This is a genomic window from Rhizobium sp. rho-13.1 (assembly GCF_007000305.1).
Taxonomy (GTDB): Bacteria; Pseudomonadota; Alphaproteobacteria; order Rhizobiales; family Rhizobiaceae; genus Rhizobium; species Rhizobium rhododendri.
Map to the genome: position 1 here is coordinate 23,098 of NZ_SCFL01000018.1, position 21,215 is coordinate 44,312.

The 21,215-nt window shown below is 58.9% G+C and carries 20 protein-coding genes and 2 pseudogenes; 11 read left to right on the plus strand and 11 right to left on the minus strand.

Translation table 11 applies throughout. The annotated features are described in order from the left end of the window. Nucleotides 1-7 precede the first annotated feature (7 nt). Both EQW76_RS24790 and EQW76_RS24795 read left to right on the plus strand, forming a co-directional pair. Nucleotides 8-778 (plus strand): ABC transporter ATP-binding protein, encoded by a 771-nt coding sequence (locus EQW76_RS24790; RefSeq protein ID WP_142831671.1) that lies wholly within the window; start codon nucleotides 8-10, stop codon nucleotides 776-778. Nucleotides 779-815: 37 nt separating this feature from the next. Then, nucleotides 816-2,048, plus strand: coding sequence for an acyl-CoA dehydrogenase family protein (locus tag EQW76_RS24795; RefSeq protein WP_142831670.1), 1,233 nt, complete (start codon nucleotides 816-818; stop codon nucleotides 2,046-2,048). Between the two features lie 40 nt (nucleotides 2,049-2,088). Here the strand turns inward: EQW76_RS24795 and EQW76_RS24800 are convergent. The 4 genes and pseudogenes from EQW76_RS24800 to EQW76_RS24815 all read right to left on the minus strand — a co-directional run. Next, nucleotides 2,089-2,304: pseudogene (locus EQW76_RS24800) on the minus strand (VIT1/CCC1 transporter family protein); the annotation flags it as partial. Nucleotides 2,305-2,734: 430 nt separating this feature from the next. Beyond that, nucleotides 2,735-5,836, minus strand: coding sequence for an efflux RND transporter permease subunit (locus EQW76_RS24805; protein ID WP_142831669.1), 3,102 nt, complete (start codon nucleotides 5,834-5,836; stop codon nucleotides 2,735-2,737). Then, complete coding sequence (locus tag EQW76_RS24810; RefSeq protein WP_142831668.1) at nucleotides 5,833-6,966, minus strand: efflux RND transporter periplasmic adaptor subunit; 1,134 nt, start codon at nucleotides 6,964-6,966, stop codon at nucleotides 5,833-5,835. Before EQW76_RS24810 ends, EQW76_RS24805 begins: the two co-directional genes overlap by 4 nt. Next, on the minus strand, nucleotides 6,963-8,564 hold the full coding sequence (locus EQW76_RS24815) for an efflux transporter outer membrane subunit (protein ID WP_142831695.1): 1,602 nt from the start codon (nucleotides 8,562-8,564) through the stop codon (nucleotides 6,963-6,965). Before EQW76_RS24815 ends, EQW76_RS24810 begins: the two co-directional genes overlap by 4 nt. Before the next feature lie 153 nt (nucleotides 8,565-8,717). On the opposite strand from EQW76_RS24815, the gene EQW76_RS24820 reads away from it, so the two are divergent. Both EQW76_RS24820 and EQW76_RS24825 read left to right on the plus strand, forming a co-directional pair. Continuing rightward, entirely contained in the window at nucleotides 8,718-9,401 is a 684-nt protein-coding gene (locus tag EQW76_RS24820; RefSeq protein ID WP_142831667.1) for a response regulator transcription factor, read from the plus strand. Continuing rightward, nucleotides 9,401-10,666: a HAMP domain-containing sensor histidine kinase gene (locus EQW76_RS24825; RefSeq protein WP_142831666.1), complete on the plus strand. Its 1,266-nt coding sequence runs from the start codon at nucleotides 9,401-9,403 to the stop codon at nucleotides 10,664-10,666. The genes EQW76_RS24820 and EQW76_RS24825 overlap by 1 nt, the downstream gene beginning before the upstream one ends. Before the next feature lie 70 nt (nucleotides 10,667-10,736). Here the strand turns inward: EQW76_RS24825 and EQW76_RS24830 are convergent, their stop codons facing one another. Continuing rightward, nucleotides 10,737-12,146, minus strand: a complete 1,410-nt coding sequence (locus tag EQW76_RS24830; RefSeq protein ID WP_143123328.1) for an amidase — start codon at nucleotides 12,144-12,146, stop codon at nucleotides 10,737-10,739. A 124-nt stretch (nucleotides 12,147-12,270) separates the two neighbouring features. On the opposite strand from EQW76_RS24830, the gene EQW76_RS24835 reads away from it, so the two are divergent. Further along, on the plus strand, nucleotides 12,271-12,837 hold the full coding sequence (locus EQW76_RS24835; RefSeq protein ID WP_142831664.1) for a TetR/AcrR family transcriptional regulator: 567 nt from the start codon (nucleotides 12,271-12,273) through the stop codon (nucleotides 12,835-12,837). Nucleotides 12,838-12,977: 140 nt separating this feature from the next. On the opposite strand, the gene EQW76_RS24840 is transcribed toward EQW76_RS24835, so the two are convergent. From EQW76_RS24840 to EQW76_RS24860, 5 genes are all read right to left on the minus strand, one after another. Continuing rightward, nucleotides 12,978-13,256 (minus strand): hypothetical protein, encoded by a 279-nt coding sequence (locus EQW76_RS24840; protein WP_142831663.1) that lies wholly within the window; start codon nucleotides 13,254-13,256, stop codon nucleotides 12,978-12,980. A gap of 9 nt (nucleotides 13,257-13,265) precedes the next feature. Continuing rightward, a complete protein-coding gene (locus EQW76_RS24845) occupies nucleotides 13,266-13,565 on the minus strand; it encodes a DUF982 domain-containing protein (protein WP_142831662.1) in 300 nt (99 codons plus the stop codon). A 74-nt stretch (nucleotides 13,566-13,639) separates the two neighbouring features. Continuing rightward, nucleotides 13,640-14,113 carry an Hsp20 family protein gene (locus EQW76_RS24850; RefSeq protein ID WP_142831661.1) on the minus strand — a complete coding sequence of 158 codons (474 nt, stop codon included), beginning with the start codon at nucleotides 14,111-14,113 and terminating at the stop codon, nucleotides 13,640-13,642. 259 nt (nucleotides 14,114-14,372) lie between these two features. Then, nucleotides 14,373-14,663: a hypothetical protein gene (locus tag EQW76_RS24855; RefSeq protein WP_142831660.1), complete on the minus strand. Its 291-nt coding sequence runs from the start codon at nucleotides 14,661-14,663 to the stop codon at nucleotides 14,373-14,375. Between the two features lie 95 nt (nucleotides 14,664-14,758). Beyond that, nucleotides 14,759-15,031, minus strand: a complete 273-nt coding sequence (locus tag EQW76_RS24860) for an usg protein (RefSeq protein WP_142831659.1) — start codon at nucleotides 15,029-15,031, stop codon at nucleotides 14,759-14,761. A 270-nt stretch (nucleotides 15,032-15,301) separates the two neighbouring features. Here EQW76_RS24860 and EQW76_RS24865 point away from each other — a divergent pair, with 270 nt between their 5' ends. From EQW76_RS24865 to EQW76_RS29940, 3 genes and pseudogenes are all read left to right on the plus strand, one after another. Then, nucleotides 15,302-15,616, plus strand: a complete 315-nt coding sequence (locus tag EQW76_RS24865) for a co-chaperone GroES (protein WP_142831658.1) — start codon at nucleotides 15,302-15,304, stop codon at nucleotides 15,614-15,616. 53 nt (nucleotides 15,617-15,669) lie between these two features. Continuing rightward, complete coding sequence (gene groL, locus EQW76_RS24870) at nucleotides 15,670-17,298, plus strand: chaperonin GroEL (RefSeq protein ID WP_143123329.1); 1,629 nt, start codon at nucleotides 15,670-15,672, stop codon at nucleotides 17,296-17,298. Nucleotides 17,299-17,495: 197 nt separating this feature from the next. Further along, nucleotides 17,496-17,714: pseudogene (locus EQW76_RS29940) on the plus strand (type II toxin-antitoxin system VapC family toxin); the annotation flags it as partial. A 100-nt stretch (nucleotides 17,715-17,814) separates the two neighbouring features. Here EQW76_RS29940 and EQW76_RS24880 read toward each other — a convergent pair. Further along, the gene (locus EQW76_RS24880) at nucleotides 17,815-18,915 is read right to left on the minus strand and encodes an alanine racemase (protein ID WP_142831694.1); all 1,101 of its coding nucleotides are present in this window, start codon (nucleotides 18,913-18,915) and stop codon (nucleotides 17,815-17,817) included. A gap of 108 nt (nucleotides 18,916-19,023) precedes the next feature. Here EQW76_RS24880 and EQW76_RS30185 point away from each other — a divergent pair, with 108 nt between their 5' ends. From EQW76_RS30185 to EQW76_RS24890, 3 genes are all read left to right on the plus strand, one after another. Further along, complete coding sequence (locus EQW76_RS30185) at nucleotides 19,024-19,155, plus strand: hypothetical protein (protein ID WP_257625674.1); 132 nt, start codon at nucleotides 19,024-19,026, stop codon at nucleotides 19,153-19,155. A gap of 128 nt (nucleotides 19,156-19,283) precedes the next feature. Further along, entirely contained in the window at nucleotides 19,284-20,423 is a 1,140-nt protein-coding gene (locus EQW76_RS24885) for an ROK family transcriptional regulator (protein WP_142831656.1), read from the plus strand. Further along, the gene (locus tag EQW76_RS24890; RefSeq protein WP_111221690.1) at nucleotides 20,420-21,190 is read left to right on the plus strand and encodes an ATP-binding cassette domain-containing protein; all 771 of its coding nucleotides are present in this window, start codon (nucleotides 20,420-20,422) and stop codon (nucleotides 21,188-21,190) included. Before EQW76_RS24885 ends, EQW76_RS24890 begins: the two co-directional genes overlap by 4 nt. Nucleotides 21,191-21,215 lie beyond the last annotated feature (25 nt).

Below are 21,215 nucleotides of genomic sequence, written 5' to 3' on the forward strand. Positions count from 1 at the left end.
ATGTAACATGGCCACACAGGCGGAAGGGTTTCTCGAAGTCAAGGAGATAGAGGCCGTCTACGGGCAGGCCGTTCTCGCCGTGCGGGATGTGTCGCTTTCGGTCGGGGAAGGCAAGATAGTTGCCCTCCTCGGCGCGAACGGCGCCGGTAAGACGACAACCCTGAAGGCAATCTCCAATCTCTTGGGCTCCGAGCGCGGTAAGGTAAGTCGTGGCAGCATCAGTTGGCGCGGCCAATCCGTTAGTACGTCGTCAGCTTCAAGGCTGGTGGGCAAAGGACTCGTTCAGGTTCTGGAGGGTCGCCATTGCTTCCCGCAACTGACAGTCGAAGAGAACATTCTCGCTGGCGGATTCGTCCGAAAACCGTCGCGCCGGGCGTTACTCGACGATCTCGAGCAGATCTATGCTTGGTTCCCGCGTCTTCGCGACAAGCGTCGAACAAAAGCTGGCCTGACCTCGGGCGGCGAGCAGCAGATGGTGGCAATCGGTCGAGCATTGATGACAAAGCCCAGCCTCGTACTGCTGGACGAGCCGTCAATGGGCCTGGCACCGATTATCGTCCAGGAGATATTCGAGATCATCCGGGCGCTGAACAGACAGTCTGGCGTCAGCTTCCTGCTGGCTGAGCAGAATGCCAATCTCGCGCTCAAATACGCCGACTACGGCTACATCTTGGAAAATGGGCGCATCGCCGTTTCGGGGACTGCAGCTGACTTGCGCGCTCGCGAGGATGTTCAGGATTTTTATCTTGGCGGCGCGGCAGCAGTCACAATTAACTGACGGTTCCTTTAGATCCAAAACTGACAAGGACTTCATGATGACCACCCAGATAGATCTTGCATGGGGTGCAGGCCCAACCGAACGCTATGAGGAACTGGCTTCGAGCTTCCGCCCTCTGTTCAACGATATTGCCAAAGGCGCGCTCGACCGCGAGTTGATGCGTACCTTGCCACAGGCCGAGATCGACCGGTTGAAGCAAGCGGGACTGGGCGCACTGCGCATACCGGTCGCCGAAGGCGGAATGGGTGCGAGCTTGCCGGAACTGGCCAACATACTGATCGAGCTTTCCAACGCCGATTCAAACATTACCCAAGCGCTGCGCGGGCATTTCGGATTTGTCGAGGATGTCGTTAACAAGGCGCCCGGCGGGTCTCGCCAGCGCTGGGTCGAACGCATTGTCCGAGGCGAGATAGCTGGCAATGCGTGGACGGAGGTCGGGGCCGCCAAGCAGGATGCCTTCTCGACGCGGGTCTCGCGCAAGGACGGCGGGCTCGTCGTTAACGGCACCAAATACTACACCACCGGATCCATCTTCGCCGACTGGATCGACGTCGGCGCGACAGGGCTGGAGGGAGAGGGCGTCTCGCTACAGGTTCGGCGTAACGATCCCGGCGTCAACGTTGTCGACGACTGGGACGGTTTTGGCCAGAAGCTGACGGCGAGCGGCACGACCGTCTTTACGGACGCGGTTGTCGATCCCGGTGACATTGTCGTCGACGACGACAAGTTCCGCTACGGCGCCGCCTTCTACCAGCTAGTCCATCTTGCCACTCTCGCAGGTATCGGCCGTTCGCTCGCTAACGAGGTGGCGCAGGCTGTAGCGGCGCGCACTCGCCATTATTCGAACAGCGCCGCGCCGCGCTCAAGCCAGGACCCACAGGTCCTGCAGGTAGTCGGTCGCTTGCGGTCCAACGCTTATGCCGCAAGTGCGATTGTGCTGCAGGTTGCCGCCGCCGTGGAGCGGGCCCATAAGGCCCATTTTGCCGGCGATCCAGAGGCCGAGGAGAGGGCCAATGCCATCGCCGAGCTGGAAACCTCGCAGGCCGTCACCGTCACAAGCAATCTCGTTCTCGAAGCCGCAACGATTGCCTTCGACGCGCTTGGGGCGTCCGCCACCCGGATTTCAGCCGGCCTCGACCGCCATTGGCGCAATGCCCGGACGCTGGCATCACATAATCCACGCATTTACAAAGATAGAATCGTTGGCGATTTCGCCGTGAACGGCACGCCGCCGCCTTATCAGTGGCGGATCGGATTGGCCCCGACCTGACCTGGCCAGAAGAAGCTTGAACTATGCAGTGTTCACGCTGACTGACGGATACATACTTGCCAGCCGCCATCGACATTGCACCCGCCACCATGCCGGCAATGGCGGCCACGAGTATATCCGAAGAAGCAGTGGAGGTGGACGCTACACCAACGATCAGGCTCGCCGTCGCGACGATACCGTCATTTGCGCCGAGAACCGCGGCGCGAAGCCAGCCGATGCGAGAGACAAGATGGTTTTCTACGTGCAATCGCTGAATGAGAACAGCCAATTCCGGATTGAGACAATTCAAGATTCAAAAAGACCGCATCCAGAGAGCTTATGAGGTCATAATACAGGAACAGGACGGAAAGAACGAGCTCGTTGCGCAGAATGTCCAGGACCTAGGCGTCTGTGTCCCCGAATAAGCGGCCAAGACCAAGGTCAGCCGAGCGTTAGTCCTCCAATCGGAAATCTCCTCGGCCCATAGCGCGTCATTTAGAGGGTGACGGGTGCCGAATTGAAGGTTAATCGGCTGCAGCGAGTCGTCGGCGCGCGCAAAGCCGCCAGCGGGCCGATGCCCGTTCCGACCCGATGAGAATGACCGGCTTGCGGTTGCATAGGGGCGAAAGGCCGGCTTTGGACGCACGAAATCGGCGAGGGGCTTTTACCGTCGAGCCGAAGTCCTCCCGTGACTGGGATGATCCAGATCATTTTGTTGCCGTTGCCGTCGTCGTTTGCAGGCCCTCTGCCGACTGCTCCGCCTTGCTTGCGAACAGTCGTTTTAGCAGGCCGACGAGGTCGTCCACGAAGGTGTAGACGGTCGGGATGATGAGCAAGCTGAGGAACGTAGATGTAATCAGGCCTCCTAGGACCACGATCGCCATCGGCTGGCGAAAGCTCGAATCGCCGCCACTCAGGCTCATGGCGGCCGGCATCATGCCTGCTCCCATGGCGATGGTTGTCATGATGATGGGCCGGGCTCGCTTGTGGCAGGCGTCGACCAGTGCCTCGAAGCGCGCCATGCCGTTTCGGCGGGACATGATCGCGTACTCGACGAGGAGAATCGAGTTCTTGGACACCACGCCCATCAGCAGGATCAGCCCGATAATGGCTGGCATGGAGAAGCTCGTTCCCGTGATGAGGAGCGGTGCCAATGCACCGCCGAGTGCGAGCGGAAGCGCCATCAGGATGGTGACGGGCTGGAAAAAGTCATGAAAGAGCAAAACAAGGACCGCATAGATGCAAAAGATCCCGATGCCCATTGAGGTCCCGAAGCTGGTGAAAAGCTCGGAACTGCGCTGCAACTCCCCCTGCTCCACCTGGTGAACACCCTGCGGAAGCTGGCGAAGTGCGGAGAGCGCCTGGGCCTCCTTGTTCACGTCCCCCAGGATGCGCCCGTTCAACTCGATGGACAGCGTGATGTTTCGGGCCCGATCGATCCGATCGAGTTCGGATGGACTGCCGCCGATCGAAATCGCGGCGATGCTTCCGAGCGCGACCTTGCCGTTCGCGCCGGCCACCTGCAGCTGCGATATGGCATCGATATCCTCGCGGGAGTTGGCATTGAAACGCACGCGGATTGGAATTTGGCGTTGCGGCAGATTGAGTTTGGCCAGTGCGCTGGAGTAATCGCCATTGGTGGACACCCGGACCGCCTCGGCGATCGTTTCCGATGTAATCCCCAGCGCCGCAGCCTTTGCGAAATCAGGCCTTATCTGGATTTCTGGGGCTTGCAGCGCTGCACTCGATGTGACCGCACCGATGCCCTTGAGTGTCCGGAGCTGTTCCTCGAGCGCACTTCCCGCCTGCTCCAGGCTGGTGGGATCATCACTGGCCAGCGTCAACTCGAGCTTGGTGCCATTACCGCCGGTCCCGACCTCGACGCGCACGCCGGCAAGAGAGGAGAGCGCGTTACGGATGTCGCTCTCGATCGCAGCCTGCTTTCTGCTGCGCTTCTTGATGTCGGTCAGGTTCACGACGAGGGTCGCCTTCGTCACATCCGCCGTTGTCGTGGAATCTATCCCGCTGCTGCTTGAGGAACTGCCGACGACGCTGAAGACCTGCGTGACATCGGTGAGTTTGGAGACGATGTCGCTCGCACGTCTCGATACGGCATCCGTCTGGTCCAGTGTGCTGCCGGGTTGAAGCGTCAGGGTGACCTGCGTTTGGGCGTCGTCCGAGGCGGGGAAAAAGCCGGTTTGCAGGAACGGGATGCTCGACAAGGACAGGACAAGGAAGATGCCGGTCACAAGCATCGTCATCTTGCGATGGTTGAGGCAGGTTTTGACCAGCGCAATATAGGCCCCCATGATCCGGCCGTCTGCCGCTTCAGCCTGACCCGGCTTCAACAGATAAGCGGCCATCATCGGCGTCAGAAAGCGGGCCACCAGAAGTGAGGATAGCACGGCGACGGAGGCAACGATCCCGAATTGCCGGAAAATCAGACCGGGAATGCCGCTCATGAAGGCCGTTGGTAGAAAAACCGCAACAAGGGTAAATGTGGTTGCGATGACCGCCAGACCGATTTCGTCGGCAGCTTCGATCGCCGCGTTCATCGGCGTCTTGCCCGCCTGGAGATGGCGGGAAATGTTCTCCACCTCGACGATAGCGTCATCGACCAGAATGCCGACCACCAGTGACAATGCTAAGAGTGTAACGGTATTGAGGCTGTAGTCGAAGAAATGCATCACCAAGAAGGTGGGGATGATGGAAAGCGGCAGGGCTATTGCGGACAGGCATGTTGCGCGGAAGTCCCGCAGGAATAGCCATACCACAATGACAGCGAGAATGGCGCCTTCGTAAAGCATCTCCATCGAGCCGTCATAATTTTCGATGACGGGATTGACTGTCGTATACGCATCGACGATCTCCACTTCGGGATGCTGCGACGCGAACGCCTTCATCTCCTTTTGAATATCTTCGACAACGGCCGTGTCCGAAAACCCATTGGATCGCTTGATCTGAACGGCAATCACCCGGTCTCCATTCAGATAGGCAAGGGACGAGCGCTCCGCAAAGCTGTCCGTCACTTTCCCAAGCTCGTCGAGCCGGACACTCTGTCCCGTCGAGAGGGGGATCGCCAACGTCGCTATATCCTCGACGGACGGAACGGCACCGAGCGTGCGAATGGTCTGACGCGAAGAGCCGATGTCGCCGCGACCGCCGGACTTGTCCGACTGCACAGATTTAACCCGTGCAGACACATCTGATGCGGTCACCCCGAGCGAGGTCATGGTGTTGGCATCGAGGTCGATATGGACCTCGCGATCAACCCCGCCCAGCCGATCGACCTCCCCTACCCCGCCGACCGACAGGAGCGCCTTGGTCATGTCGTTGTCGACGAACCAGGAGAGCTCGGTCTCGTTCAGTTGCTTCGAGCGCACGGCGTAGGCGACGAGGACGGATGATTGGACCGTAACCTTCGAGACCGTTGGCGAATCCATTTCCGACGGAAGATCGCTCTTGGCGCTGTCGACCGCGTTGCGCACTTCGTTCAGTGCGCTTTCGCTGTTTTTTTCGAGCTTGAACGAGACGCTGATGGCGACAGACCCGTCGGTGATCGTCGTCGTTATGTGATCGAGAAGGCTCAGGGTCGCGAGCTTGTCTTCGATCTTCCGTGCCACCTCCGTCTCGAGCTGGGTCGGCGCCGCGCCTTCCAGCGATGCGGCAATCTTGATGGTGGGAAGATCCATGTCCGGAAAATTCTGGACCTGCAGCTTGGAGAACGCCAGCAGCCCACAAACGGTCAACAATGCGAAAAGCAGGATTGGCGGGACAGGGTTGCGGATGGACCATGCGGAAATATTCATTGTGCCGCCCCGTCAACCTTCACGAGCGCGCCTTCCGACAGGAAAGCACCGCCAGACTGAACAATTGCCTCATCGCCCTTCAAGCCAGAAGAAATTTCGACCCGGTTGTCCCTGCGGCGACCGACATCGACGCGTGTCCGGTGAACCTTGTGCGCCTGATCGATTGTGAAAACGTAATTGATGCCGTCTTTGAAGACCAAGCTGGATTCCGCCACAGTCAGGGCGTCCTTGTTGCCGATATCGATTGTGCCCGACACATAGAGGCCCGACCTGGGCTGCGGCTCCTTGGGCAAGGCCACGTACACGATCGAGCGACCCGTATCGGTGCTGACTGTCGGCGCGATGAGCCTGACGGTACCCTTGAAAGTTGCGCCGTCGGGACGTCTGATCTCCGAGGTTTGCCCCTCTTTGATTTTCATAAGATATTGGGTCGGAATCTCAGCCTGCCACTCGATGCGTTGCTGACGCGTGAGACGAAACAACTCCGTTCCTGTGGATACCACGGCACCCAAGGACGCGGATCGCGACGTGATGATGCCGTCATCGACGGCGGCAATCGTGGTTTGCGCAAGTTTGATGCGCTGGCTTGTAAGCGTAGCCTGTTCGGAATCGAGGTCCGCCTGCGCACTTTGTTCTGTCGTGAGATATTCAACTTGCTTCTGATCGGAAAGTGCTCCCGAACCGCTCATTTGGCGGGCCCGGTCAGCATCCGCTTTCGCCTTTGTCAGGGATGCCTGCTTGGATACGACAGCGGCTTCCTCCTTGCGCAGATCCGCAATTACTGTCTCCTGGTTGAGCCGAACCAGAATGTCGCCCTTTTTTACAACGCTGCCGACGTCCGCCAGGACCTCGGTGATACGCAGCCCACTCGTTTCGGATTCAATGACGGCTTCATGCCACGGCTTGAGCCAGCCGGTCGCCGGCACGGTTTCGGGCCAGTCCTTGGTTTCCGGCTTGACCGCGACCACCGTCAATGCAGCTGCTCCCTCGGTCTTTGCCTGTTCTTCCGCCGAGACCTGTGCCACGCCTACCCAACAGGTGACGATGGCAGTCGCCAGCACCCGATGAACGAGACGGTTAGAGCGATGTCGGGAATTTTCAGTCGGTTCGATTTGGCGCGAATTTGTCATTGGGCGATTGGCTTTGCTCGTAGGTGCGGCGCTTCGACCAGGTCGCGCGCGGCAGGCTGTGAAATGTCAATTGGGCCGGTCCAACCGCCCCCGAGGGCTTTGTTCAGCGAGACGTAGTAAGTGGCGATATCGGTCCTGGTCTCGATGAGGTTCTGTTGAGCGGAGTACAGCGAGCGCTCGGCGTCCAGCACATCGAACAGATCGCCTTCACCGGATGTCTTGAGCTTTTTGGAGAGATTGGCGGCCGTGCGATAGCCTTCGACAGCCTTGCCGAGGTCCACCGACCGGGCACGCGATCGATTGAGGGAAACGATGGCGTTTTGAACGTCCTCCAAAGCGGAGAGGACGGCTGACTGATAAGCGAACACGTATTGGTCGCGCTGCGCCTTGGCGACATCGACCGCTGCCTTCAACTGGCCACCCTTGAAGATTGGGATTGTAAGCGACGGCCCGAACGACCAGCCGATCGTGGATTTCTTTCCGAGCTCCGAGACGCTCGCGGCAGATGAATTGATGGATCCGGTCAGGCTCACCGAGGGATACCGGTTGGCCTCAGCCTCACCGATCTTTGCGGTCGCCTGGGCCAGTTGCCGTTCAGCCTGGCGGACGTCGGGTCGGGTGTTCAAGATGTCAGCGGGTATTCCGACCGATAGCCTCGGAGGAGGCGCTGGAAGCCTCGATTTCTTGCCAAGAAGGCCGTCAAGCAGGAGCGGGGACTTGCCGAGCAGCACACCCAACCTGTTGACGGACTTGGCATAGGAGATTTCATAGGTCGGGATATCGGCATGGGTGGAGGCAGCCTGCGCCTCGGCCTTGGAGACATCCACCATCGATGAGCCGCCCGCCCCATATTCCGTCCGTGTGAGCGATGCAGTCTGGCTCTGGGATTTGGAAGAATCGCGAGCCAGTTCGGTGAGCTGCTGGTATTCCCGTGCCTGAATGTAATAGGTGGCAACGTCCCCGATCAGGGTCACGAGCGTATCGCGCAATTCCTCGTCTGCCGCATCGACCCCGTATTTCGCGGCTTCCGCCGCGCGCTTGTTGCCTCCGAACAGATCGAGTTCCCAGCTTGCATCGAAGCCCGGCTGGTAATTGTTGTAGATCGTCGCCGGCGCGCCGGCGGCAGCGGCGGTGCGATTGCGCGTCGCAGATGCCGTACCCTCGAGCGATGGAAGCAGTGTGCCCACCTGCTCTCGATAGCTGGCACGCGCTTCGCGCACCTTGGCCTTTGCGGTGGCAACATCTAGGTTCGCGGCAACGGCCTGCGCGATGAGATCGTCCAGAATTGGGTCCTTTATTTGCTTCCACCACTCAGCCAACTGAGGCGGCTTATCGGCATGGACGGCCGCCTTCCCGCTCCAGCTTGCAGCCATAGGGAAGCTTGGCTTCTGGTAGTCCGGACCCACGACGCAGCCACTGAGCCCGCCGGCGACCAGAAGCAGCGCGCACAACTGGCGGGGCGCTCCGTTAAGGCCTGCCCAGAGACGATGATGTCGGGCAACATGGAAATGGCGGTTGGCCGGTAATGCGCCGTTGGACCTGGGAGGAGCATTTTCACGGACGCTCGGCCAGAGAAACCGGGCTTGGGCTATGGTCATCTTGGTCAAACTGGCTCCGAGGCAATTGCCGACGGATCTTCTGATAGCGACTGCGATGTTAAGCGCCGTTAAGGAAGTGTAAAGTTGTGTAAAACTTCTACCGGTTCGCCATCTTCTGTATATTCGTTTATCTCTGACAACGTGGAAGCCAAGATGCCGAAAGTTCTTCTCATCGACGATGATATCGAGCTGACGACGCTTCTCAGCGAATATCTCGTGGAAGAGGGATTCGACGTCGAAACATCGACTGACGCCCGGGTCGGCATCTCCGGTGCCGCCGACCAATCGGTCGACATCATCGTTCTCGACGTCATGATGCCGAGAATGAACGGCATCGATGCGTTGCAGCGTATCCGCCGCCTTGGCAATGTTCCCGTCCTGATGCTCACGGCGAAAGGGGACAACATCGACCGGATTTCCGGCCTTAACCTCGGCGCCGACGATTATGTCGCCAAGCCCTGCTCTCCGGGTGAGCTTGTCGCGCGCATCCGCGCCATCCTCCGGCGAGCCGGAGGCCGACTTGATGAACAGGATATTCTTCGTGTCGGCGACCTGATCCTGAATTCTGCGGGCCGAGCAGCGCAATGGCAGGGAAAGCCGCTAGAATTAACGGGTGCCGAATACAATATTCTCGACGTGTTGGCGCGCAACGCCGGACAGCTTGTACCGAAACAGGAAATCTCCCGGCGTGCATTCGGTCGACCGCTGACGCCGTTTGACCGGCGCATAGATGTGCACATCAGCAGCGTCCGTCAAAAGCTCGGTGTTCGTGCTGACGGCACCTCGTGGATCCGCGCGATCCGTGGGCAAGGATACCAGCTGGTGCAGGCACTCTGATGCGGAGGCTCTTCTGGAGAATTTTCGCGATTGTCTGGCTGACGATGGCGGCGTCGCTTGCGCTATTGTTCGTCATCAATTCCGTTTTCGGCGTAGTACCCCTCCCCGAGGAACTTCGCGATCAAAGAACAGGCCTGGCACTTGATACAGCCGCAGTGCTCTTGGCGAAAAACGGTGTTGGGATAACACAACAATACCTGACGGCAGTCGCCACGACACCCTCACCCGTTCATCTGAGCCTGGCGGTCATTGGAGATTCCATGGCATGTGCAACAAAGGTTACGGGTCAATTCGAGCGACGTATCCTCTATGGTGGCCAGTGCTATCAAGTGATCGCAGTCACAACAGAAATCGATTTTTTGGCGCGCAATCTGCCAAAGCTCGTCCCCTGGTCGTCGGCAATGCTCGCTGCTGCGGTTACGGCCTATTGGCTAGCCCAGTATCTGACACGACCGGTAGAGCAGTTGCGAGGCGGTCTTCGCGCACTTGCGCAGGGTCACTTCGATGTCAGGATTGGCGGCGACACCAATCTGAAAAGAGACGAGATTCAAGCGCTCGCCCATGACTTCGACGTGACAGCCGCCCGTCTTCAGGATTTCCAGGATATCCAGCGACGTCTTTTCCACGACGTGTCTCACGAGCTTCGGTCGCCCCTATCTCGACTTCAGGCGGCCGTGGGGCTGCTGAAGCAGAATCCCAGCCGGTTGCAGGCTATGGCCGAGCGCCTTGAGCGAGAGATCGCGCGGATGGACGACCTCGTCGGTGAAGTTTTGACGCTCGCGAGACTGACGGCGAGCGACAAACAGCCAATGGAGCGGCAGACTGTCGATCTGGTCGATTTTCTTCAGGAGATTGTCGATGACTGCGCTTTTGAAGGCGCCTCCCGCAACATCCACGTCACCTACGAAGGCGCGAAATCTTTCGTCACATCGGTAAATGGCGAGCTTATTTACAGGGCTATCGAAAACGTCGTGCGCAATGCAGTAAAATACGCGCCGCCGGATTCAAGGGTTGTCATTTGCGCAGAAAGAGCCGGCCAAAACTTCGTCATCACAGTCCTCGATGAAGGACCCGGCATAGCGAAAGACATCCTCGCCGCCATATTCCAGCCGTTCCGCCGTGGAAACGATGTGCCTGAAGGTACCCCCGGCTTCGGACTCGGATTGGCAATCACCAAACATGCTTTCGCCAGCCACAGCGGCCATGTGGAAGCGGAGCTTCCTGCCAAAGGCGGTCTGCTCATGCGGATGACACTTCCCGTTTGACCTGTCTTCTTGGAATGACAGCAGGCAACTGAGCACCGCGGTTATGCCGGAGTGCTCTGGTTGCGTCAATTCAGACGACGGGCCGCAGATCGCGAACCGTACTGACCGATTCCAGCAGTGCAGCAAGGTGCAGGATCGTCGTTTCTGCCTGCCACCTTGAAACCAACTGGATGCCGATCGGCATGCCGTCGTGGCTGGTACCAAACCGCATTGTCAAACCCGGCAGGCCAGTGACGTTCAGGGGCACGGTCGAGCCCTGGAGATAGGTCGCATCTACAGTCTGGCCGTTGATCAGGAACTCCGTAGTGCCATGTTTCTGGGCCGGGATTGGCTGCACAGGGGTGATCAGCGCATCGTAGCGCTGGAAATAGTCGGCAAAACCATCCCTCAGGCGCTCGGCCGCCTGCTCGGCTTCAATATAGTCCTTCATAATGGTGTCGGTCGCAGCAAGCATGGCTTTTGCCATCATGTACAATTCGTCCTGGCCGCGACCGGCCGTCGCCTCCGCGAAATCGGGCTTCATCTCCATCACGTGAAGGCGGTTGAACACATCGAGCGCAAAATCCTTCTCAAGCGCCGGAATACGAACCTGCTCAATGATCGCGCCCTGGCCTTCGAGCGCTTCGGCGGCGGCCTTAACGGTGGCGGCCACCTCCAAGTCGATCGGACCAAATCCAGGTTCGACCAGCCAGCCAACACGGATCGGACGATCTGGCGACGTCCCGACGCCCGTATCGAACTGGGCCGTGCTCGATGCAAAGCCATCCGCCCCGTCCGGCCCGACCATCAACGAATAGGCCAATGCGACGTCGCGAACGCTACGGGCCATCGGACCGACATGCCAGAAGCGGCGAGGTGCCCGCGGCCAGATCCCCGTCATGGGGATGCGGCCATGGGTTGCTTTCATCGATGTGATGCCGGTCTGCGCCGCCGGTCCACGGATGGAGATCGCCAGATCGGTGCCCAGACCCAGCGGCGACATGCCGGCGGCAATTGCAGCGGACTCGCCGCCACTCGACCCCCCAGGTGTGCGGTCGAGGTTCCAGGGGTTGTTCGAGCGGCCCGTAAGCAGGTTGTCGCTTTCGATCCAGTAGGAGAATTCCGGAAGATTGGTCTTTGCCAGGAGGATGCCGCCAGCCGCCTTCATTCGGGCAACACTTGTGGCGTCGGCATCTGGAGTGCGGCCCCTGAAGATGGGCGAACCGCGCTGCGTGAGGACACCTGCTGTGTCGATTGAATCCTTGACTGTGAATGGGACGCCATGGAGTGGGCCGAGCTTTTCGCCGGCGAGGACGGATGCCTCTGCTGACCTGGCAGCGTCGAGTGCGCCTTCTGCCAGCGAGACGATCGCATTGACCTTTGGGTTGACTGAAGCGATCCGATCCAGGTGCGCCTGGACGACTTCAACGGGCGAGATATCCCTGGTGCGGATAAGTTCGGCCAGTTTGGTGGCATCGAGATTGGTGAGAGTTGTGCTCATGTGAGGCTCCTTTGAGATTCGCTTGTATATCTACCTAACGTTTGGTAGTCAAAAGCTAGAGCGTAAAAATTGGTTGGTCAAGCCCCTTCCTGCCGCTAGAACGAAACCGGAAGCGAGGTAGACAATGAGTTCGGATTCTCGAGAGAAGATTTTGCTGGCAGCCAGAACAATGGCGCAGGCGCATGGTTACGGAGGACTGAGCGTCCGCGATCTGGCGGCGGATGTTGGCATCAAGGCCGCAAGCCTCTACTACCACTTCCCGAGCAAGGCGGATCTCGCGACCGCCGTGGCGAAGCGATACTGGGAAGACTCGGCCGAATACCTTGAGGGTCTGCTGGCAGAGACGCCGCACGATCCGGGCCGCTCCCTGCATCGATATCCTGAGACATTTCGTTGGGCGTTGCAGAACGACAACCGCATGTGCCTCTGCAGCTTCATGGGTGCCGAGTACGACGACTTGCCTGAGGCGCTAAAAAAAGAAGTGCAGACTTTCGCCGATGTCAACGTGGCGTGGCTGAGCAAAACCCTTTTTGCTGCAGGGATTGTCGGCCATGAAGAGAGCGAAGCACGAGCTCATGCCATCTTCGCCGCCGTGGCCGGCGCCCAGCTAATGGCAAGGAGTCGATCAGACATAACACTCTATGATGCCTTGATCGACGCCTATCGCATTGCCGGGCTCCTTCCGGCATAGTGACAACAGAGTGCCCGGCAGTGGGGTCCCCAAATGTCTTGCTAACGTCGTATCGCCCCCTGAAACCCGTGAGGTGCCGATGCGACGGTCAGCGGTCGCTCGAACAGGCGATCAAGCAGTTAGCCTGAACACGCAACCCATCAGATCCCATACCGCCGATCGAGCTCTTCGAGGCCAGATTGCACTTCATCGATCGCGATTGGCTCTGGCGTTCCTGGCAGTTGACGAAGGCCGGGCTTTGAGTCGATCGCATAGAAATCCGACGCCCACGCCGCGAGGATAGCGCGCTTGTCATCGACGGAAAGAGTCGGCGCTCTCACCACGTCGATCGGCCTCCGAAGCTTCATGCCCTGAATAAGAACCGACGGCCCCATCGCCATTGCATTGTTGGCGGCCTGCTGCAACATTGTGTGCATCATCGGTCTACCTCATCGTACCTGAGGATCCCGGTCACGCCGCTGGCGTGACGGGGCGATCACGTTTGTTTCGGGCGCCAGCAGATCGTGTTTCTCGGCAAAGGCGGCAAACAGTCCCCGCACGGTCTCTGCTTCGATCTCACCCCGCAACGCGGCATTGCATGCCTTGAGCACAACCGAATGGGCTGGGTCTCTAAGTGAGGCAGGCCATTCGATGAGATGCCGGTAGGCGTCCATCACGCCGCATACTTCCGTCGGAAAGCCAAGACCGACAAGAATGGAAACGGGCTGTCTGAACATATCGGATTTCATAGCTCTCTCCTTTCCAACCCCGAATGTTGATGGGCGCCGCTACAACTGCGCCCGGTTTAGCCAAGACGACAGAGTCAAGCAGCCTTGCGAGCTTCGATCTGCGCGTGAGCGGCAGAGGTCAAAGCGGCCTCGTTTTGGATTGAGATTGTGCGCGGCTTTAGGGCCTCTGGGATGTCGTGAATGAGATCGATCGACAGGACACCGTTGCTCAGATCTGCTCCGTTCACCCGGACATGATCGGCAAGCTCGAACCGGTGCTCGAACGGACGGGCGGAGATACCGCGATGCAGGCAGCAATCGGTGGATGCTTCCTGCTTCCTGCCAGTGACAGTCAGCAGCTTGGACTGTAAGCTGATGTCGAGGTCGTCCCGGGCAAAGCCAGCCACCGCGATCGATATCCGGTAGGTGTCGTCATCATTCTTGACTATGTCGAAGCGCGGCCAGTCGTTGGTCAAGCGGGCGCGCTCAGCGTTTTCCCGAAGGTTGAGCACCCGATCGAAGCCGACGCTCGAGCGGAACAGCGGTGCATAGTCGTAAGATGTTGCCATAGCCATATCCTCCTCTAAGCAGCATGGTTACGGAAGCGCCAAAAGGCAGCGTCGGACCGATGTCGGACCTGTCATCAGCGGCTGACCTCATTCGAATTGGTTTTTGCAATTTTTAGGTTCAAGGGCCATTGTGAAAAAATTCGCTCGCCTTGTCCCGGACAAGAACTTCTCGAATGACACGCAGCCTGAAACACGCGGCAACGACCGCGCCGATCGTCCTTGTGAAACGGTCGGTTGGTCCGATTGTCTGCCTCGCGGCTTAATGTACAGAGCGGCTGATAACACGATGCGGATAAGCTGCCTTGAATTGCGATATCATCGCAAAGGCCTGCTGCAAGACCCGCTCGGCAACCTCGGGCCTGTCACGAGCAAGTTCATCGGCATTGATGCGGATTGCTTCTGCCATATTGGCCGACAGTATCGCAAAACGTCCCTCGCCATACACCACAGCCTCCTGTGAGGCGGTCTCAAGCCAACGGGCAAAATCGACGATGATCTCCTCCCGCTCGGGGATGCTTGCGCTTTTGATGATATTGATGTTTTCTTCCATGCGGCCTCACTCCATACAAACGTGGACAAGTCGGCAGAGCTCATCAAGCCTCGGCCGCCCGATGAGCTAGGAAGTGAGGAAATCAGCTTCAAGCCTCAGTGGAGTTGGAATTCCCCGTCGACGCGCCGCCACTCATTGGGGCCGATCAGGCGCTGGTGGCTATAACGCACCGAATGCAGCGGCCCATCGAGGGAAGCCTGCCAGAAATCCAAGAACCTGCGCATTTCGGGAAAGTCAGGGGCGAGATCGTAATCCTGCCAGACGTAGGTCTGCAGGACGGATTCGAAATCCGGGATGCGATAGAGAATATGGGCGGTTGTCAGCCCATAGCCTTTCAGCTGGCGCTCCAGATCAGATGAAAAATTCATGCTTTCATCTCCGTTTTGTGACATCAGGAGGATGCCTCAACTGTCTGCGGTCATCAACCTTTCCAAACGAAAAAATGATATTATCATGCCTTTCCAGAGTGTTAGCAGCCGTCAAAACCGAGTGCTAATTTTTCTCCGATACCCTCTTGAAATCAAAAAAATAGGAAAATAGATTTTTTGCACGAAACGCTCAAAGAGGTTTCGTTCCCGCCCGACTGTGGCAATCCGGCCGGGCAACAACGTCAACATTGTTTGTCCATGGAGGAAAACATGTCGTTTAGACCGCTTCATGATCGCATTCTCGTCCGTCGCGTCGAATTTGAAGAGAAGACCAAGGGCGGCATCATCATCCCCGATACCGCCAAGGAAAAGCCGCAGGAAGGCGAAGTCATCGCCGTCGGGCCCGGCGCGCGGAATGAAGCCGGTCAGATCCAGGCGCTCGACGTCAAGGCCGGGGACCACATCCTGTTCGGCAAGTGGTCCGGCACCGAAATCAAGATCAACGGCGAAGACCTGCTGATCATGAAGGAAAGCGACGTCATGGGCGTTATCGAGGCCCAAGTCGAGCAGAAGAAGGCCGCCTGAGCCTGACCTGTCTAACCATCAGTCAAATAGCTGCCTATTGAGGAGTTAAAAAAATGGCTGCGAAAGAAGTCAAATTCAACACCGATGCCCGTGAACGCATGCTGCGTGGGGTCGACGTTCTGGCGAATGCCGTGAAAGTCACGCTCGGCCCGAAAGGTCGCAACGTTGTTATCGACAAGTCGTTCGGCGCACCGCGCATTACCAAAGACGGCGTATCTGTCGCCAAGGAAATTGAGCTTGAAGACAAGTTCGAAAACATGGGCGCACAGATGCTACGCGAAGTGGCGTCAAAGACCAACGATCTCGCCGGCGACGGCACCACCACCGCGACTGTTCTGGCCCAGGCGATCGTCAAGGAAGGTGCCAAGGCGGTGGCATCCGGCATGAACCCGATGGACCTAAAGCGGGGCATCGACATCGCCGTCGATGCGGTCGTCAATGAACTGAAAGCCAACGCTCGCAAGATCACCAGCAATTCCGAAATCGCCCAGGTCGGCACCATCTCCGCCAACGGCGACGAGGAGATCGGCCGGTATCTTGCTGAAGCAATGGAAAAAGTCGGTAATGAGGGCGTTATCACGGTCGAGGAAGCCAAAACGGCTGAAACCGAGCTGGAAGTCGTCGAAGGCATGCAGTTCGACCGCGGATATCTCAGCCCCTATTTCGTCACCAATCAGGACAAGATGCGGGTTGAGCTTGAGGATCCCTACATCCTCATCCACGAGAAAAAGCTTTCCAACCTGCAGGTGATGCTGCCGGTTCTGGAATCGGTGGTGAAATCCGGTAAGCCGCTGCTGATCATTGCAGAAGACGTCGAAGGCGAAGCGCTTGCAACCCTCGTCGTCAATAAGCTGCGTGGCGGCCTCAAGATTGCCGCGGTCAAGGCTCCGGGATTTGGTGATCGCCGCAAGGCGATGCTTGAAGATATCGCCGTCCTGACGGGCGGAACAGTCATCTCGGAAGATGTCGGTATCAAGCTTGAAAACGTCACGCTGAATATGCTCGGCCGCGCCAAGAAGGTGGCAATCGAGAAGGAAAATACCACCATCATCGATGGCGTTGGCTCAAAGGTCGAGATCGACGGTCGCGTTGCGCAGATCCGCGCTCAGATCGAGGAAACCACCTCGGACTACGACCGCGAAAAGCTTCAGGAACGTCTTGCCAAGCTCGCTGGCGGTGTGGCCGTGATCCGTGTCGGCGGATCGACCGAAGTCGAAGTAAAAGAGAAGAAGGACCGCGTCGACGATGCGCTGCATGCGAGCCGCGCCGCCGTCGAAGAAGGTATACTACCCGGTGGAGGTGTGGCACTCCTGCGCGCGGTCAGGGCCCTGGATGGCCTGCCTACAGCCAATGACGATCAGCGCGTGGGGATTGACATCGTTCGTCGGGCGATCGAGGCACCAGTGCGCCAGATCGCGGAAAACGCCGGCGCCGAGGGTTCGATCATCGTCGGCAAGCTGCGCGAAAAGACCGATCTATCCTTTGGCTGGAACGCCCAGACCGGCGAATACGGCGATCTTTATGCCCAGGGCGTCATTGATCCCGCCAAAGTGGTGCGCACCGCGCTGCAGGATGCAGCCTCCGTCGCCGGCCTGCTGGTCACGACAGAAGCAATGATTGCTGACAAGCCCAAGAAGGACGCCGCACCGGCGCTGCCTGCCGGCGCTGGTATGGACTTCTAGCGCATCACGGAGGCCCGCCCGTGTACGCGGGCGGGCCTCCAGGGACGATCCCGAGCGGATTGACCTTCGGTGTTGAACTTGGAAACACGCCAAGCAAACCGAGATGGTGGATCGATGCCGGGCCGTTACCGATCTAGGACGCCAGCCAAAGCCTTCTCTCTTTGAAAACCAAGGTGCGTCGCGGGCGAAGGGGCACAGCTCAACGCGAAGCAATGATCGCGAGCCATGCAAGAGGTAATGACGATAATTGATCGCCATTCGATATTCAGCATGGACTTCGGTTACAACGACGCACGCTTGTTGACTTCAACAAGCTCGACCAGGGGTCACGCTTGTGGACAAGAGATAAGCGTCTGACGGCAGCAGCACAAAAAGTTGGTGCGACGCTTCATCCGCATGCGCAAGCCTCTCGTTAGAACCGAAACGCAGGACCGGTCGGCAATATTTAGCTCTTGATGAGAGCCAAAACTCGACCCTGCTCTTTCGCTTCACGGAATAGCGCCAATTTTCGGAACCTCACCAGACCATGCCGCGGGCGGCGATGTCTTCGGTGCGGGTGACGATGCCGTGGCGATGGAAGATCATGGTGTCGAACATGTTTGTCACGACGCAGGTGTGGTTCGGGATGATGCGGATCTTTTCACCGATGGCGGGAAAGGTGTCGCTGCAGGCGGAGATGTCGATGACGCCGTGCTCCTCGGAGAGCGCCTTGATGACGGCATCCGGAAAGTCGACAATGAGGCCGTAGTCGGAAAAGCCGAGCAGATCGCTGGTGAGAACCTTCACTCCAGCATCGATCACGGCGCGGCCGGGTGCCGGGCGTGAAACGACGGTGGCAAGAATGGTCATGGCGCAATCGGCCTCGGTGCAGTGCCCGGCGCGGATCAACGAGCGGTCGTTATAGACGTAGGTGCCTGCCCTGTATTCGTTTGCCGCCTTCACATCGTGACCATCGAACAGGCTCGGCGTGCCGCCATGGCTGATGACAGGGCATGGGATATCGGCATCTGCCAGCAGCATCGCAGCACGGGCGAAATAGGCCTGGACCGCCTGCGCCGAATCCGGCTTTGGATAGGTCAGCAGCCCGCCGAAGACGAGCCCCGGGCTCTCATGGATATATCGCGCCAGATCAAAGGCTTGATCAGGATCGGCGACACCGCAGCGACCGGCACCGGTGTCGCATTCAACCAGGACATTCAGCGTCTTCGAACCGTTGAAACGGCCCGATAGTCCGTCGACCGTTATCCGGCTGTCGGCCACGACCTTGAGGCTCGATATGCGCTCGTTGAGGGCGGCCAGGCGATCGAGTTTCTCGGCGCCGAGGATGTTGAAAGTAATCAGGATATCGTCGAAACCCGCATCGGCGAAGACTTCCGCCTCGGTGACCTTCTGGCAGTTTATCCCCTTGGCACCGGCTGCAACCTGCTGTGCTGCGACGCTAATCAGCTTATGTGTCTTGATGTGTGGGCGAAAATCCAGTCCGTGGCTATCCGCATAGGCCTGCACCCGCTCGATGTTCGCCGTCATCCTGTCCTCGTCGATGACCGGTCGCGGCGTTGAAAGGTCGGCAATCGCATCGCCCGGCTTGGGCATCATTTCGAAGGGGCGGGCATGCAGCATCATCTGTACTCCTGGCGCTATCGGCAACTGGGTGGCGACTCGTCGCCTCGCACGCGAGCGTCCCCAAGGCTGGACGGGCTGTCAACCGAAGATCACACAAGAGCGATGTTCCGAGCATCTCTGACCGTCCGCCAGACAATGGATGGCGCCGAACTGATCGCTCACGGGGCCTGGGGCCTGCTCGACCATTTCCCCTCCAATCCATCGGCGCGCCATGCGGCGAGCCTGGGATCATGATGGTTCGGTGCGTTAATATTCGATTTTTTGCCTAGGAAACCGGCAGAAGCAACAGTCATCATTATTTATGAAAACCATTTGACTAAATAGAATTGTGCTGCCATCCTGAGCTTGCATGGAGTTTTGGGATGGCATTGCGGGGCACCAATCAGGAGTCGGGAAGGCCCTACAATAGGCGGATCGTGCTTGAATCGATCCGGCTTCTGGGTCCGACCACCCGTGGCGATATCGCCACTCGAGTAGGACTGACGGTGCAGACCGTTTCCACCATCGTCCGCGAGCTTGAGGAACAGGGTCTCATCCTGTCCGTAAAAGAGGAGCCCCGGGGACGCGGCATTCCGCCCTCGACGCTGACCATCAATCCCGACGGCGGGCTTTCCATCGGGATCCACATCACACCGCTTTTCATCGAAGCGGCGCTGGTCAACCTGCTCGGTGACGTTGTCGACAGCCGCCATCGCGTCGCCTTGAATCCAATTCCGGACGACGCTTTCGCGCTGATCGAAGAGATGATCTCCGAGCTGAAGGCAGGCCTTCGCGGCGGCCGTTTGCTGGGTGCCGGCCTGGCGCTGCCGGGACCCTTCGACGTCGAATCCATGAGCTTCGTCGGCTCCACGACGATGATCGGCTGGAAGAACGTCGACATCCGCCAGCGCCTCGCCGATGCCACGGGCCTGCCTGCGTTCTTCGAGAACGACATGGCAGCCGCAGCGCTCGGCGAGCAGCTTTACGGCCTCGGGCAGCAGCTTTCGGATTATTACTACCTGTTCTTCAGCGTCGGCCTCGGCGGCGCCATGATGCATGACGGCCTCGTTATGCGCGGGGCCTGGGGGAATGCCGGGGAAATCGGCCACATGCCGGCCGTCCCCGACGGCGAGCCTTGCCCGTGCGGCAACCGCGGCTGCCTGGAGCGCTATCTGTCCCTCGATGCCTTCAACAGGCGCGGGCTGTCGGAGGCCGACTGGGTGCGCGAGATCGCGCCGATCTTCCGCAACACGATCCGCACCATCGAGAACCTTTTCGATCCCGAAACCGTCGTCATCGGCGGGCTAGCACCACAGCCGCTGATAGACGAGCTGGCGTCGCTGGTCGACGGGCTCAACAGCTCGGTTTCCGACCGCTCAGACCGCGCCCATCCACGCGTGATGGTGGCGAGCGATTGCCAGCATTCAGCGCTCCGCGGTGCGGCGGCGCTTGCGGTCTTCGGGGCGCTCTCGCCACGCTTCGGCCAGATGTTTGAAACTTCAGAAAAAGGGATTGCCGTATGACTGAGAAACTGCTCGTCCTCGATGGTGTTCGCAAGAACTTCGGCGCGATCGAAGCCCTGAAGGGTATCAGTTTCTCGATCGGCAAGGGCGAGGTCGTCGCCCTTCTCGGTGATAACGGCGCCGGCAAGTCGACACTGGTGAAAATCATCTCCGGTGGCCTGCAGCCAACTGCCGGACACATGCTTTTCGAGGGCAAGGAGTTCCAGGCCAAAACCCCCGCGGAGGCAAAGGCAGCCGGTATCGAGACCGTCTACCAGGACCTGTCCCTTTGCACCAATGTCGATGTGGTCGGCAATTTCTTCATGGGTCGCGAGATCACCCGCAAGTTCGCCGGCATACCGTTTCTTGACGAGAAAGCGATGGAGAAAATCACCAGCGAGGCGCTGTCCAGCGCCGGAACGCGCATTCCTTCCATGCGCACCAAGGTCGAGCACCTGTCCGGCGGCCAGCGCCAGGCGATCGAGCTCAACCGCTTCGTCCACTGGGGCGGAAAGCTGGTGCTGCTGGACGAGCCGTTCGCAGCGCTTGGCGTAGAACAGACGCGGCGCGGGCTCGACATGATCCGCCACGTTGCCAACCAGGGCATCGGGGTCGTCATCATCACCCACATCATGCAGCAGGCCTTCCAGGTCGCAGATCGCATTGTCGTCATCCGCCACGGCGTCGTCGCCGGCGATGTCGAATGCAGCAAGACAAGCCCGGATGCAGTGATCGAGATGATCACAGGGCAAACTCTCGCCGGAGCCGGACCGGTGGGCAGACAATGAAAGGGGTCCGGCTCAAACTGGAGAG